The organism is Sporichthya brevicatena (assembly GCF_039525035.1).
GTDB lineage: Bacteria > Actinomycetota > Actinomycetes > Sporichthyales > Sporichthyaceae > Sporichthya > Sporichthya brevicatena.
The window spans coordinates 22,559-35,386 of sequence record NZ_BAAAHE010000019.1; the positions used below are offsets into that span (position 1 = coordinate 22,559).

Annotated in this window: 15 protein-coding genes; 12 read left to right on the forward strand and 3 right to left on the reverse strand. The window is 73.7% G+C overall.

The features are described 5' to 3' along the window. The first annotated feature begins 2 nt into the window (after positions 1 to 2). A complete protein-coding gene (locus ABD401_RS12415) occupies positions 3 to 254 on the forward strand; it encodes a WhiB family transcriptional regulator (protein ID WP_019876180.1) in 252 nt (83 codons plus the stop codon). A gap of 112 nt (positions 255 to 366) precedes the next feature. On the opposite strand, the gene ABD401_RS12420 is transcribed toward ABD401_RS12415, so the two are convergent. Beyond that, positions 367 to 1,869, reverse strand: a complete 1,503-nt coding sequence (locus ABD401_RS12420) for a sensor histidine kinase (protein WP_344605104.1) — start codon at positions 1,867 to 1,869, stop codon at positions 367 to 369. Positions 1,870 to 2,019: 150 nt separating this feature from the next. Between ABD401_RS12420 and ABD401_RS12425 the strand changes: the two genes are divergently transcribed. From ABD401_RS12425 to ABD401_RS12475, 11 genes are all read left to right on the forward strand, one after another. Then, positions 2,020 to 2,964 carry a DUF2785 domain-containing protein gene (locus ABD401_RS12425; protein WP_344605106.1) on the forward strand — a complete coding sequence of 315 codons (945 nt, stop codon included), beginning with the start codon at positions 2,020 to 2,022 and terminating at the stop codon, positions 2,962 to 2,964. After that, the gene (locus ABD401_RS12430) at positions 2,961 to 4,133 is read left to right on the forward strand and encodes an 8-amino-7-oxononanoate synthase (RefSeq protein ID WP_344605108.1); all 1,173 of its coding nucleotides are present in this window, start codon (positions 2,961 to 2,963) and stop codon (positions 4,131 to 4,133) included. The genes ABD401_RS12425 and ABD401_RS12430 overlap by 4 nt, the downstream gene beginning before the upstream one ends. Continuing rightward, positions 4,130 to 4,858 carry a dethiobiotin synthase gene (bioD, locus tag ABD401_RS12435; protein WP_344605110.1) on the forward strand — a complete coding sequence of 243 codons (729 nt, stop codon included), beginning with the start codon at positions 4,130 to 4,132 and terminating at the stop codon, positions 4,856 to 4,858. Before ABD401_RS12430 ends, bioD begins: the two co-directional genes overlap by 4 nt. Positions 4,859 to 4,914: 56 nt before the next feature. After that, positions 4,915 to 5,946, forward strand: a complete 1,032-nt coding sequence (bioB, locus tag ABD401_RS12440; RefSeq protein ID WP_344605112.1) for a biotin synthase BioB — start codon at positions 4,915 to 4,917, stop codon at positions 5,944 to 5,946. A 120-nt stretch (positions 5,947 to 6,066) separates the two neighbouring features. Further along, entirely contained in the window at positions 6,067 to 6,261 is a 195-nt protein-coding gene (locus tag ABD401_RS12445; protein WP_344605114.1) for a DUF3311 domain-containing protein, read from the forward strand. A gap of 6 nt (positions 6,262 to 6,267) precedes the next feature. Beyond that, the gene (mctP, locus tag ABD401_RS12450; protein WP_344605116.1) at positions 6,268 to 7,890 is read left to right on the forward strand and encodes a monocarboxylate uptake permease MctP; all 1,623 of its coding nucleotides are present in this window, start codon (positions 6,268 to 6,270) and stop codon (positions 7,888 to 7,890) included. Between the two features lie 71 nt (positions 7,891 to 7,961). Beyond that, positions 7,962 to 8,606, forward strand: a complete 645-nt coding sequence (locus ABD401_RS12455) for a hypothetical protein (protein WP_344605118.1) — start codon at positions 7,962 to 7,964, stop codon at positions 8,604 to 8,606. 49 nt (positions 8,607 to 8,655) lie between these two features. Continuing rightward, entirely contained in the window at positions 8,656 to 10,296 is a 1,641-nt protein-coding gene (locus tag ABD401_RS12460) for an acetolactate synthase (RefSeq protein ID WP_344605120.1), read from the forward strand. Positions 10,297 to 10,298: 2 nt separating this feature from the next. Continuing rightward, positions 10,299 to 10,499: a biotin synthase auxiliary protein BsaP gene (gene bsaP / locus ABD401_RS12465; RefSeq protein WP_344605122.1), complete on the forward strand. Its 201-nt coding sequence runs from the start codon at positions 10,299 to 10,301 to the stop codon at positions 10,497 to 10,499. Between the two features lie 55 nt (positions 10,500 to 10,554). Then, positions 10,555 to 11,136, forward strand: a complete 582-nt coding sequence (locus tag ABD401_RS12470) for a DUF5317 domain-containing protein (protein WP_344605123.1) — start codon at positions 10,555 to 10,557, stop codon at positions 11,134 to 11,136. After that, positions 11,112 to 11,489 (forward strand): thiol-disulfide oxidoreductase DCC family protein, encoded by a 378-nt coding sequence (locus tag ABD401_RS12475; RefSeq protein WP_344605125.1) that lies wholly within the window; start codon positions 11,112 to 11,114, stop codon positions 11,487 to 11,489. Before ABD401_RS12470 ends, ABD401_RS12475 begins: the two co-directional genes overlap by 25 nt. Here the strand turns inward: ABD401_RS12475 and ABD401_RS12480 are convergent. Both ABD401_RS12480 and ABD401_RS12485 read right to left on the reverse strand, forming a co-directional pair. Then, on the reverse strand, positions 11,441 to 12,310 hold the full coding sequence (locus ABD401_RS12480) for a hypothetical protein (RefSeq protein ID WP_344605127.1): 870 nt from the start codon (positions 12,308 to 12,310) through the stop codon (positions 11,441 to 11,443). The genes ABD401_RS12475 and ABD401_RS12480 overlap by 49 nt on opposite strands. Beyond that, entirely contained in the window at positions 12,307 to 12,810 is a 504-nt protein-coding gene (locus tag ABD401_RS12485) for a hypothetical protein (RefSeq protein WP_344605129.1), read from the reverse strand. The genes ABD401_RS12480 and ABD401_RS12485 overlap by 4 nt, the downstream gene beginning before the upstream one ends. Positions 12,811 to 12,828 lie beyond the last annotated feature (18 nt).

The following is a 12,828-nucleotide window of genomic DNA, read 5'->3' on the forward strand; positions in this document are numbered from 1 at the left end:
CCATGGACTGGCGCCACCGCGCAGTCTGCCGGGACGAGGATCCCGAGCTGTTCTTCCCGATCGGGAACACCGGGCCCGCCCTGATGCAGATCGAAGAGGCCAAGGCCGTGTGCCGGCGTTGCGACGTCGTCGAGACGTGCCTGCAGTGGGCGCTCGAGTCCGGCCAGGACGCCGGCGTCTGGGGCGGTCTCTCCGAGGACGAGCGTCGCGCCCTCAAGCGCCGCACCGCTCGCGCCCGCGCCCGCGTCGTCTGAGCAGATCGTCGGATCGGGCTACCGCAGACCCCTACGAACCCCGGCCGGTCGGCCGGGGTTCGTGCTTGCCGGGACGCGCCTGATCGGCTGAGGCGGAGCAACTGAGACGCCGTCAGTGGGCCCGCGTCCGCAGCGGAATCGTCAGCGCGACCCGCGTTCCCCCACCCGGCCGGGCTCCGATCTCGAGCTCGCCGGAGAGTTCACCGGTGACCAGGGTCCGCACGATCTGCAGCCCGAGGTTCGACGACGAGATCGGGTCGAAGTCGGCCGGCAGGCCGCGTCCGTCGTCGTCGACCTCGATGTAGAGGGTCTCCCCCGGTCCGTCGTCGTTCGTGGTGCGCCGGGCGCGCACCACGAGGACCTTCGACCCCGCGGTGATCCCGTGCTCGAGGGCGTTCTGCAGCAGCTCGGTGAGCACCATGGACAGCGGGGTCGCCAGGTCTCCGGCGACCGTGCCGAACTCCCCCTCGCGTCGGGGCAGCAGGCCCGCCTCGACCGACGAGACGTCGGAGAGCATCGCCAGCACCCGGTCCACGACCTCGTCGAACGCGAGGTTCTCGTCCGGGGACAGCGAGAGCGTGTCGTGGACGATCGCGATCGACCCGACCCGGCGCACCGCCTCCTCCAGCGCCGTCCGCGCGCCCGGCTCGGTCAACCGCCGGGCCTGGAGGCGCAGCAGCGCCGCCACCGTCTGCAGGTTGTTCTTCACCCGGTGGTGGATCTCGCGGATCGTGGCGTCCTTGGTGATCAGCTCCCGTTCCCGGCGCCGGACGTCCGTGACGTCGCGGAGCAGCACGATCGCGCCGAGGTGGGCCTCGGGCGAGTCCAGCGGAATCGCGCGCAGCCCGACGACGACGTCGTCGGTCTCGATCTCCAGCCCCCGCGGCTTCCGGCCGCCGGCCACGACGGCGAGGGCCTCCTCGACCGGGCCGTGCGTCGGGGCGAGCTCGGCGGTGATCGTCCCGAGGTGCGTCCCCACGAGGTCGGTGGCCAGGCCGAGGCGCCGGTACGCGGACAGGGCGTTGGGACTGGCGTAGGTGACGACCCCGTCGGGGTCGAGCCGGATCAGCCCGTCGCCGACGCGCGGGGAGCCGTCCTGCAGGACGTTCGACACCGAGCCGGCCGCCCCCACGTGCGGGAACAGGCCCGCAGCGATCATGCGGGCCAGGTCCGCGGCGCACTGGATGTAGGTGAGTTCCAGGCGGCTGGGTGTGCGCACCGAGATCAGGCTGGTGTTGCGGGCGATGACGCCCAGGACCCGGCCCGCCCGCCGGACCGGGATGGCCTCCATGCGGACCGGCACGTCGCTGCGCAGCTCGGGGTCGCCCTCGCGGACGATGCGCGCCTCGTCGTGGGCGATGTCGAGCAGCGGACGGTGCCCCCGGGCCGTGAACGACCCGACGAGATCGTCGTGGAAGGCGGTCGGCCCCGTCGTCGGGCGCATCTGGGCGACGGCCAGATACCCCGTGCCGTCCCGCACCGGCAGCCAGAGGACCAGGTCCGAGAAGGAGAGGTCGGCGAGCAGCTGCCAGTCCGCGACCAGGACCTGCAACCACTCCCGGTCGGCGGCGTCGAGATCCGTGCTCGCCCGGACCAGTTCGGTGAGAGACGCCACGCCCGCAGCGTACGGGCCGGGCACGGACGGCCCGGCGGTCGGCTCCGGCAGGTAAATTCGACGCGACCCGCACGGCTACCCAGTCCCATCCCCTGGCCCAGCCCCGCCGGCCCGCAGCCTCGGACCGGCTCCCGATCGCGGAGGTACGCGGTGACCGACCCGGACCGGCGCGCGCCCGCCGGTGCCGCGTTGGACCCCGGGTTCTGGGAGGCCGTCCTGGCCCAGGGCGGGATCGTCCCCACCGACCGCCGTCTCGACGACATGACCGTCGAGCTCGTCGAACTGCTCGGCGACCTCGATCCGCACCTGCGTGACGACCTCGCGCTGACGATCCTGCTGCGGTGGATCGCGGCCGGTGTCTACGACGACCTGCTGCCCGCGATGGGCGACGGGATCAGCGAGGGCCTCCGGCCGGGCCTGGGCGAGGACGGCACGCCCTCGGTCCTGCGCCGCTCGTTCTCGGCGCGGGTGCTCGCCGCGGTGATCGACCGGGACAACGTCCTGCACGGCATGCACCGCGAGGCCGTCCTGCGCTGGGGCGACCGCGGGCTGTCCTGGCTGCTGGCCGAGCGTGATCTGCGCGGGCACGTGCCCGGCGCCGGCCGCGCGGCCGCGATGGAGCACGGGGCCGAACTCCTCCGGGCGATGGCCGAGTCGCGCCACCTGCAGGCCGACGGGCTCGGCGTCCTCCTCGACGCCCTCGCCGAGCGTCTGCTGCGGCCGACCCCGCACGCCTTCTCCGGCCAGGAGGCGGACCACCTCGCCTACAGCGCGATGACGGTGCTGCACCGCGACGCGGTCGAGCCGGTGTTCCTCCAGGCCTGGATCGACCACCTCGCCGTCGCCTGGCGCCCGCACTCCGAGGACGACCCCGGCGAGCCGAACGGCCTGGTGCCCGCCCGGGTCCGCAACACCGTCGCCTTCGCCCGCGCGCTGCACCTGCAGCTGCTGCTCGGGGTCCGCCCGAGCGCGGGGCGTGAGCCGTTCCCGGGTCCGCCCGCTGCGCGGGTCGAGGTGCTCGGCGCGCTGCAGGCCGCCCTGCGCAGTTCCGGCCCGCACTTCGAGCCCGGCCGGCTGCCCGGGAGCCGGCGATGACCGACCGGTCCCCCACCCCGAACCCCTTCGACTGGCTCGACGCCCACGCCGCCCGCCGGACCGCGGCCGGGCTGCGCCGCTGGCTGCGCCACCGCGTCAGCGACGACCCCGTCCTCGACCTCGCCTCCAACGACTACCTGGGTCTGGCCCGGCACCCCGAGGTGGCCGAGGCGGTCGCCGCGGCGGCCAAGGAGTGGGGCGCGGGATCGACCGGGTCGCGCCTGGTCACCGGATCGACGACGGTGCACCGCGACCTCGAGGCCGCCGCCGCGGCCCACGTCGGCGCCGAGGCCGGCCTCGTCTTCTCCTCCGGCTACCTCGCCAACCTCGGCGCGGTCACCGCCCTGGCCGGCCCCGGGACGCTGATCGTCTCCGACGCCCGCAACCACGCCTCGCTCGTCGACGCCTGCCGCCTGTCCCGCGCCCGGGTCGAGATCGTGCCCCACCTCGACGTCGCCGCCGTCGAGAACACGCTGGCCGTCCGCACCGAGGAGCGGGCGCTGGTCATCACCGACGGCGTGTTCTCGGTGGACGGCGCGATCGCGCCGGTGGCCGAGCTCCTGACGGTGGCTCGGCGCCACGGTGCGGGCCTGCTCGTCGACGAGGCCCACGCGCTCGGCGTGGTCGGCGAGGGCGGCCGCGGGACCGTCCACGCCGCCGGCCTGGCCGGGGCCCCGGACGTCGTCGTCACCTCGGTGCTCTCGAAGTCCCTCGGCAGCCAGGGCGGCCTGGTCCTCGGCCCGGCCCGCGTGATCGAGCACCTCGTCGACACCGCGCGCAGCTTCATCTTCGACACCGGCCTGGCCCCCGCGACGGCGGCCGGCGCCCTGGCCGCCCTGCGCCTGCTGGCCGGCCACCCCGAGCTCGCCACCGGCGTCCGCGACCGGGCCCGGGAGATCTCGGCGATCGCGCGGTCGCTCGGCCTCGACTCCCCCGAGCCCCACGGCGCGGTGGCCGCGGTGCTCGTCGGCGAGGCCGAGGCCGCCGTCGCGGCGGCCGACCTCTGCCTCTCCCTCGGGGTGCGGGTGGGCTGTTTCCGGCCCCCGTCCGTGCCGGACGGCATCTCCCGGCTGCGCGTCACCGCCCGCGCCGACCTCACCGACGCCGACGTCGAGCGGGCCCGCGCTGCGCTGGCCGCGGTGGCCGCACGGTTGAATTCGCAGGCATGAGCGCACTGATCGTCACCGGCACCGGCACCGGCGTCGGGAAGACCGTGGTGACCGCGGCCCTGGCCGCCCTCGCCGCGGACCGCGGGGTCCCCGTCGCCGTCGTGAAGCCGGCCCAGACCGGCGTGGGCTTCGGCGAGCCCGGTGACCTGTCCGAGATCGAGCGTCTCTCCGGCGTCACCGACACCCACGAGTTCGCGCGGTTCCTGCGTCCCCTCTCCCCGGCCGCCGCGGCCCGGCAGGCCGGCAAGCCCCCGCTCGACCTGACCGCCGTCGCCGAGGAGATCCGCGAGCTGCGTGGCACCCGGCGCCTGGTCCTCGTCGAGGGCGCGGGCGGGCTGCTGGTCCGCTTCGACCCCGACGGTCGCACGATCGCCGACCTGGCCCGGATGCTGGACGCGCCGGTCCTGCTGGTGGCCGAGCCCGGGCTCGGCACGCTCAACCACACCGCGCTGACGCTGGAGGCGATGGCGCACCGCGGCCTGGACCTCGCCGGTCTCGTCCTCGGCTCGTGGCCGGCCGAGCCGGGTCTGGCCCACCGGACGAATTTGATGGACCTGGAGACCCTCGCGGCCCGACCGCTGGCCGGGGCGCTGCCGGAGAACGCGGGATCCCTGGGCCGGGCCGCCTTCCTCGCCGCCGCGAAGGCGGGCCTGTCCCCGCAGTTCGGCGGGACGTTCGACGCGGCGGGCTTCAAGGCGAAGCACCTCTCTACTCTCCACCGCTGACGAGGCCCGGCGGCACGCTGGGTACCGTGATTTCACCCCCGATCGACAGGACTTCCATGACCACGCTCGAAGACCGCCCGCTGGCGACCGACCCGGCCGACCTCCTCGCGACCGCGCGGGAGCAGGTGCTCGAGCGTGGCGTCGGGCTGGACGAGGCCCAGGTGCTGGCCGTGCTGAACCTGGGCGACGAGCACCTGGAGGACCTGCTGGGGCTGGCGCACGAGGTGCGGATGCGCTGGTGCGGGCCGGAGGTCGAGGTCGAGGGCATCGTCTCGCTCAAGACCGGTGGGTGCCCGGAGGACTGTCACTTCTGCTCCCAGTCGGGCCAGTTCACCTCCCCGGTGCGCTCGGTGTGGCTGGACATCCCGGCGCTGGTCGAGGCGGCCAAGGCCACGGCGGCGACCGGGGCGACCGAGTTCTGCATCGTGGCGGCCGTGCGCGGTCCGGACGAGCGGTTGATGACGCAGATGCGTGAGGGTGTCGCGGCGATCAAGGAAGCGGTGGACATCCAGGTCGCCGCCTCGCTGGGGATGCTGACCCAGGCCCAGGTGGACGAGCTCGCGGCGATGGGCGTGCACCGGTACAACCACAACCTGGAGACCGCGCGCTCCTACTTCCCGAACGTGGTCACCACCCACACCTGGGAGGAGCGCTGGGAGACCCTGACGATGGTCCGCGAGGCGGGCATGGAGGTCTGCTGCGGCGGCATCGTCGGCATGGGCGAGACCCTCGAGCAGCGGGCCGAGTTCGCCGCGCAGCTGGCGACGCTGACCCCGGACGAGGTCCCGCTGAACTTCCTCAACCCCCGCCCGGGCACCCCGTTCGGGGACCAGGAACCCCTCTCGGCGCAGGACGCGCTGCGCACCATCGCCGCGTTCCGGCTCGCGATGCCGCGCACGATCCTGCGTTACGCCGGCGGCCGGGAGATCACCCTGGGCGACCTGGGCACCCGCGAGGGCCTGCTCGGCGGCATCAACGCCGTCATCGTCGGGAACTACCTGACCACCCTGGGCCGGGACCCCAAGGAGGACCTCGCCCTCCTCGACGAGCTGAAGATGCCGATCAAGGCCCTCGCCGACACCTTCTGACCCACACCCCCCCCTGCACTGGAGATGTCATCTCCAGTGCAGGGGCGCAGATCCTTCTGATCATGGGAACCCGCCGGTAGGTTCTGACATCACGTCAGCCCCCGGGCCGGAAGGTTCGCCATGCGTCAACGCAGGCTCTCGATCCCCGTCCTGCTGTCCCTGCCGCTGCTGGGCACGCTGCTCCCCTGGGTCTACAACAAACGGGACCCGCAGCTGTTCGACGTGCCCTTCTTCTACTGGTACCAGCTGCTCTGGATCCCGCTGTCGGTGCTGTGCACGCTCACCGTCTACCGGCTCACCCGGGAAGAGGGGTAGGCGGTCATGCCGGTCCCCGACACCGAGATCGACATCCAGGGCGTCCAGCTCACGATCTTCATCCTGATCTTCGCGCTGGTGACCCTGCTCGGCTTCGCCGCGAGCCGATGGCGGGCCGCGAACCTCGACAATCTCGACGAGTGGGGGCTCGGCGGGCGCAGCTTCGGCGCGTGGATCACCTGGTTCCTGATCGGCGGTGACCTCTACACCGCCTACACGTTCGTCGCCGTGCCCGCGCTCGTCTACGGCGCCGGCGCCCTCGGGTTCTTCGCGGTCCCGTACACGATCGTGGTCTACCCGATCGTCTTCTTCGTCGCGCTGCGGCTGTGGTCGGTCTCCCGCGCCCGGGGCTACGTCACCGCTGCGGACTTCGTCGAGGCGCGGCACGGCTCCCCCGCGCTCGCGCTGATCATCGCGCTCACCGGCATCGTCGCGACGATGCCGTACATCGCGCTGCAGCTGATCGGCATCGAGGCCGTGCTGAAGACGATGGGCCTCGGCACCCAGGAGTTCCTCGGCACCGACGAGTGGCCGGTCATCATCGCGTTCGCAATCCTCGCCGCCTACACGTACCAGGCCGGCCTCCGGGCGCCCGCGCTGATCGCCTTCGTCAAGGACACGTTGATCTACGTCGTCGTGATCGCGGCGGTCATCGTCATCCCCTACAAGCTCGGCGGGTTCGACGAGATCTTCGCCGCGGCCGACGCGAAGTTCGAGGCGAGCCCGAACCCCAACGACGGCATCACGCTCGCCGACGCGCAGGTCCTCGGGTACTCCACGCTGGCCTTCGGTTCGGCGCTCGCCCTGTTCCTCTACCCGCACTGCGTCACCGGTCTGCTCGCCGCGCGCAGCCGCGACACCATCAAGCGGAACATGGCGGCGCTCCCGGCCTACAGCCTCGTGCTCGGCCTGCTCGCCCTGCTCGGCTACATGGCCATCGCGGCCGGGGTGAAACCGATCGTCACCGACGGCAAGGCCGACCCGAACACGATCGTCCCGCAGCTGTTCGACTCCCAGTTCCCGGCGTGGTTCGCGGGCATCGCCTTCGCCGCCATCGGCATCGGCGCGCTGGTGCCGGCCGCGATCATGTCGATCGCCGCGGCCAACCTGTTCAGCCGCAACGTCTGGAAGGCCTACCTGCGCCCGCAGGCCGACGAGCGCGAGCAGGCTCGGGTCAGCAAGATCACCTCGCTGGTGGTGAAGGCCGGTGCGGTGGCGACGATCCTCGTCCTCGACCCGCAGTTCTCGATCGACCTGCAGCTGATCGGCGGCGTGATCATCCTGCAGACGCTGCCGGCGATCGTGCTCGGCCTCTACAGCGGCTGGTTCCACCGCAGCGCCCTGATCGCGGGCTGGGTGGCCGGCATGGTCGTCGGGCTGTCGATGCTCTACACGACCGAGAACGCGGCGACCGGCAAGGCGCACTTCGGCGGCTCGCTGTACCGCTGGTCCGACCTCGGCCTCGACACCGACAAGACCGTCTACCCCGGGCTGGTCGCCGTCCTGGTCAACCTCGCGGTCTGCGTCGTCGGCACCGTCGTCATGCGGGCCGGAAAGGTGCCCGCCGGCGTCGACCGCACCGCCCCGGAGGACTACCGGGCCGATCACGTCCCGGCGCGCCCCCACTAATCACATACGTCACTCGTGCTACAAGGGAATCACCCGTAACAGGCATAACACCCAAACAGGGGGATCCCGCCATGTCGCACGCGCACGAGTCCGCTGCCGCGAACGAGGCCGACCGGCGCACCGTCCGGCGTGTGGCCGCGGTCGGGGCCGCGGCGATCGCCGCCACCGCCCTCGCGACCGCCGGCGTCGCCCAGGGCGCCGGGTCCGGGGCCGGCGGCACCACCCCGGTCGCCTTCGACCGGCCGATGGTTCTCGCGACCACCTCCCCCGGCGCGACCCCCGCCCCCGACGCGACCGCCGTGCCGAGCGCGTCGGCGTCCCCCAGCGCGTCGGCGTCCGCGCCGCAGCTCAAGATCCAGATCGCCTACGAGCGGGTGGGCCGCGCGCTCACCCTCACGTTCACCTTCGCCGGCCACGTGGTCGAGCCGCTGGCCGAGGACGGCACCGCCCTGACCTTCCCGACGCCCGCCACCCGGGACATCGGCATGGGCGAGACCCTCGCGTGGGGCGACGGCAACACCGCGGACGTCCCCGTCACCGGGCGCCGCTGCCCGACCGGCCCGGAGAAGCGCACCGTGCACGAGGTGGCGGACTCGTACTCGGTCACGAACACCTACGCCGGCCCGGGCACGTACACGATCACCTACAGCTACGCCGCCTGCGGCCTCAAGGACGGCCGGATCGCCGGCTCGTTCGACATCACGATCCCGAAGTAGGCCGGCTCCGGGACCGGCGCGGTCGCCGGACGCGCAGTAGGTTCGCCGAATGGAGCTCTCCGGTTCCGGCGGCGATCTCGCCCTGCCCGTCCTGCGCGCCCACGGCGTGCGGGAGATGTTCACCCTCTCCGGCGGGCACGTCTTCCCGCTCTACGACGGAGCGGTGAAGGCGGACCCCCCGATGCCGCTGTTCGACGTCCGCCACGAGCAGAGCGCGGTCTTCGCCGCGGAGGCCGTGGCCCGGCTCGAACGGCGCCCCGGCCTCGCGGTCCTGACGGCCGGTCCCGGCGTCACGAACGGCGTCTCCGCGATCACCACGGCGCACTTCAACGGCTCCCCGGTCCTGGTGCTGGGCGGGCGGGCGCCGGCCGGCCTGTGGGGCGCGGGGTCGCTCCAGGAGCTCGACCACCCGCAGATCCTCGCGCCGGTCACCAAGCTCGCGACGACCGCGCCGACGACTGCCGACGTGCCCGCCTACGTCGACCGCGCGCTGCGGCTGGCGACCACGCCGCACCGCGGCCCGGCGTTCGTGGACTTCCCGATCGACGAACTGTTCGGCGACGCCGAGGCGACGCTGCCGCCGGCGCCGGAGCGGGTGCGGCTCGCCCCCGACGGCGGCGACCTGGACCGCGTGGCCGACCTGCTGCGCTCGTCGGTGCGACCGGTGCTGATCCTCGGCTCCGACGTCTGGACCGACGGCGCCGAGGAGGCCGCCCGGCTGTTCGCCGAGACCTTCTCGATCCCGGCGGTGACGAACGGTCAGGGCCGCGGCGTCCTGCCCGCCGGTCACCCCCTGCTCGTCACGAAGGCGCGGGGCCAGGCTCTCGGCGGCGCCGACCTCGTGCTCGTGGCGGGGACCCCGCTGGACTTCCGCCTCGGCTTCGGCCGCTTCGGCAGCCCCGACGCCGACGACCCGACGCCGGTCGTCCACCTCGTCGACGCCCCGGACCGACTCGGTGGCGGACTCGTGCAGCCCGCCGCCACCGCGGCCGGCGACCTCACCGCGATCTTCGCCGGGCTCACCGACGCCCTCGGCGACCGGCCCGGCCGCCCCGAGTGGGCCGCGCACCTGCAGGGCCTGGTGGCCGCGCGCGCGGCGAAGGACGCCGACCTGCTCGCGACCGACACCCCGGACATCCACCCGGCGCGCATCCTCGGCGAGCTGCTGCCCCGGCTCGACCCGGACGCCGTGCTCATCGGCGACGGCGGCGACTTCGTCTCCTGGGCCGGCCGCCTCGTCGAGCCCCGCCGCGCGGGGTGCTGGCTCGACCCGGGCCCCTACGGCTGCCTCGGCACCGGGCTCGGCTACGCCCTCGGGGCGCGCGTCGCCCGGCCCGACGCGCAGATCGTCGCGCTCCTCGGCGACGGCGCCGCCGGGTTCTCCCTGATGGACGTCGACTCCCTGGTCCGCCACCGGATGCCGGTGGTGCTGGTGGTCGGCAACAACGGGATGTGGGGCCTGGAGAAGCACCCGATGCAGGCGCTGTACGGCTACGACGTGGTCGCCGACCTCGCCCCGCAGTGCCGGTACGACGAGGTGGTGACGGCGCTCGGCGGCGCGGGTGAGATCGTGACCCGGCCCGAGGACATCGGACCCGCCCTCGACCGGGCCCTGGCGGCCGACGCCCCCTACCTGGTCAACGTGGTCACGGACCCGACGGTGGCCTACCCCCGATCGACAATGCTGTGAGCGTGCCCGTGACGACCCCCACCTACTGCGACCGCTGCGGCGACGAGCTCGGCACCGACCCGGCGCGGACGCACGAGGCCTGCCGGCAACAGCGCGAGCTCGAACCGCCGCGCTACTGCCCCCAGTGCAAGCGCCGCCTGGTCGTGCAGGTCGTGCCGAACGGCTGGACGGCCCAGTGCTCGGCGCACGGCCCCGTGACCTGAGCTCCACCTGTGTCGCTCCCGCGGCGACCGGCCTCGCGTTGCGACACTGACCCTCGTGGGGTTGACCGTCCTCGTGCTCGTCGCGGCCTTCGCCTTCGGCCGACTGGCCGGGGGCCCGGGTCCGCTGGCCGCGCCGTCGGTGCGCCGCGTCAGCCTGGTCGTCGCCGCGCTCGGCGTGCACCTCGCCGAGCCGCTGGTGGCCGCGGAGGTCGCGTACTCGTACCCGATGTGCATGGCGATCTCGGCGACGCTGATGGTGCAGTTCGCCGCCGGCAACCTGCGGACGCCCGGGGTGGCCCTGGCCGCGGCCGGGGTCTGCGCGAACGCGCTCGTCGTCGTGGTGAACGGCGCGATGCCGGTCTCGGAGTCGGCGGCCGCGCGCGCCGGGATCTCGGTGGAGCGCCTGGCACTCGACACCGACAGCCGCCACGAACCGCTCGACGGGGCGACGCGCATGGCGCCGCTCGCGGACCGCATCCCCGTCCCGATCCCCGGGCACCGGGAGGTCGACAGCCTCGGCGACGTCGCGATCGCCGCCGGCGCCGGGCTCTACGCGTTCTCGGCGGCGTATCGGCGCCGGGGCATCTTCACCGAGTCGGGCATCATGAACCGATGGGAACCGGCCGAGCGCTGCTGATCTTCGACGGGGACTGCGGTTTCTGCTCCCGTTGCGCGCGCTTCATCACGCGCCGCCTACCCACCTCCGCGGAGGTCCGGCCGTGGCAGCGCGTCGACCTCGCGGCGTACGGAGTCCCACCGGAGCAGGCGCAGCACGAGATCGTCTGGGTCGCCCCGGACGGGCGGACCGACGGCGGGGCGCAGGCCGTCGCCCGGCTGCTGCTGGACTGCGGACGGCTCTGGGCCGTGCCCGGCGCCCTGCTGCGGATCCCGCCGTTCCGCTGGATCGCCCACGGGGTCTACCGCCTGATCGCGGCCAACCGCTACCGGCTGCCGGGGGGTTCCGCCGCCTGCCGGCTGCCGACGGACTGAGGCCAGCGCTGCGCGACCTTCTCCAGCGGCGCGAAGGCCAGCCAGCACACCACCAGCGGCAGGAAGTGGATCGAGATCACGGCGTAGGTCGTGAGGTGGAAGCCGAGGTAGAACCCGGCGGCGAGCCCCAGGGCCCGGCCCCGGAGCACGAACACCAGCGGCGCGGCCAGCTCCGCCACGACCGTCACCCACTGCGCGACGACGAGCAGCTCGGGGACGTGCACGAGGTGCTCGCCGAGGAACGTCCCCCGGCGCTCGACCGCCCACAGCAGCGTCGCCCCGCTCGGCCAGTCCCAGCCGCCGTAGCGCACCTTCGCCCAGACCGAGAGCGTGTAGGTCGCGACGACGGCGATCTGGACGCACCGCAGCGCCCACCCGGCGCGCTCGTCGGCCCGGTGGTCGTGGGGGTGGGAGCGCCCGACGGTCGGCAGCACGAACAGCGCGACGACGAGCGCGAGGTGGTCGTGGTCGACCTTGCCGTACGACATGCCGTAGAGCACCCAGACCAGGTGCCCGGCCGCGATCGGCCAGCCGAGCAACCGGGGCAGGCGCCCGGTGGCCGCGACCAGGGCGGCGACGACGAGGAACGCCCGCAGCGCCTCGAGCGGCCCCTCGGCCGGCGCCGGGAGCGCGAGCAGCCGGGCCAGCAGCACCGGCTGGAAGAACTCGTCGCCGGCCGCGGCCTTGGGCACCACATCGTTGACCATCACGAGGACGTCGACGACGACGAACAGGTAGACCGCCGCGCGCAGCACGACGATGCGTGAGTTCGGCACCAGCGGGAAGAACCAGCGCTCCACGGACCTCACGGGCGCGCTCATCCCGGCACCGGGTCGATCGGGGCCCCGCCGGGGACGACGTCCCAGGTGGTGAAGACGTCCTGGCGCCGGTCGGCCTGGCGCCCGTTGCGCAGCTCGACGACGTCCTGCCCGACGACGATCCGGCGCAGCTCGGGCCGGTCGGGGTGCAGCCGGTGCCAAGCCTCGGCGAGCGTCGCGAGTCGCTGCGGCTCGGCGATGATCAGGTGCAGTTGTCCCTCGAGCTCGGCGCGGGCCACCCCGACGTCGCCGGAGTTGGAGATGTCGAGGCGGCGGGACGAGCCGTCGGCCAGGTCGGCCTCGACCCAGAGCGCGCGGATCTCACCGTTCGGGTCGATGCGGAAGGAGTACTGCGACATCGGCCCGAACGGGAACAGGTCGTCGTCGCCCCAGCCGGAGCCGTAGATCAGCAGGCCGAAGGCGACCGCGAGCGTCCCCAGCCGCCAGCTCCGGCCGAGCCGGGACAGCGGCTTGCGCTTGGGTGCGCCGGCCTGCAGATCCATGCCGGGGACGATATGCGC

Coding starts and splice junctions, on each gene's coding strand:
- ABD401_RS12475 (WP_344605125.1), top strand. CDS start 11,112: ATGGGAACCGGCCGAGCGCTGCTGATCTTCGACGGGGACTGCGGTTTC.
- ABD401_RS12415 (WP_019876180.1), top strand. CDS start 3: ATGGACTGGCGCCACCGCGCAGTCTGCCGGGACGAGGATCCCGAGCTG.
- mctP (WP_344605116.1), top strand. CDS start 6,268: ATGCCGGTCCCCGACACCGAGATCGACATCCAGGGCGTCCAGCTCACG.
- ABD401_RS12430 (WP_344605108.1), top strand. CDS start 2,961: ATGACCGACCGGTCCCCCACCCCGAACCCCTTCGACTGGCTCGACGCC.
- ABD401_RS12480 (WP_344605127.1), bottom strand. CDS start 12,310: ATGAGCGCGCCCGTGAGGTCCGTGGAGCGCTGGTTCTTCCCGCTGGTG.
- ABD401_RS12485 (WP_344605129.1), bottom strand. CDS start 12,810: ATGGATCTGCAGGCCGGCGCACCCAAGCGCAAGCCGCTGTCCCGGCTC.
- ABD401_RS12460 (WP_344605120.1), top strand. CDS start 8,656: ATGGAGCTCTCCGGTTCCGGCGGCGATCTCGCCCTGCCCGTCCTGCGC.
- ABD401_RS12455 (WP_344605118.1), top strand. CDS start 7,962: ATGTCGCACGCGCACGAGTCCGCTGCCGCGAACGAGGCCGACCGGCGC.
- ABD401_RS12445 (WP_344605114.1), top strand. CDS start 6,067: ATGCGTCAACGCAGGCTCTCGATCCCCGTCCTGCTGTCCCTGCCGCTG.
- bioB (WP_344605112.1), top strand. CDS start 4,915: ATGACCACGCTCGAAGACCGCCCGCTGGCGACCGACCCGGCCGACCTC.
- bioD (WP_344605110.1), top strand. CDS start 4,130: ATGAGCGCACTGATCGTCACCGGCACCGGCACCGGCGTCGGGAAGACC.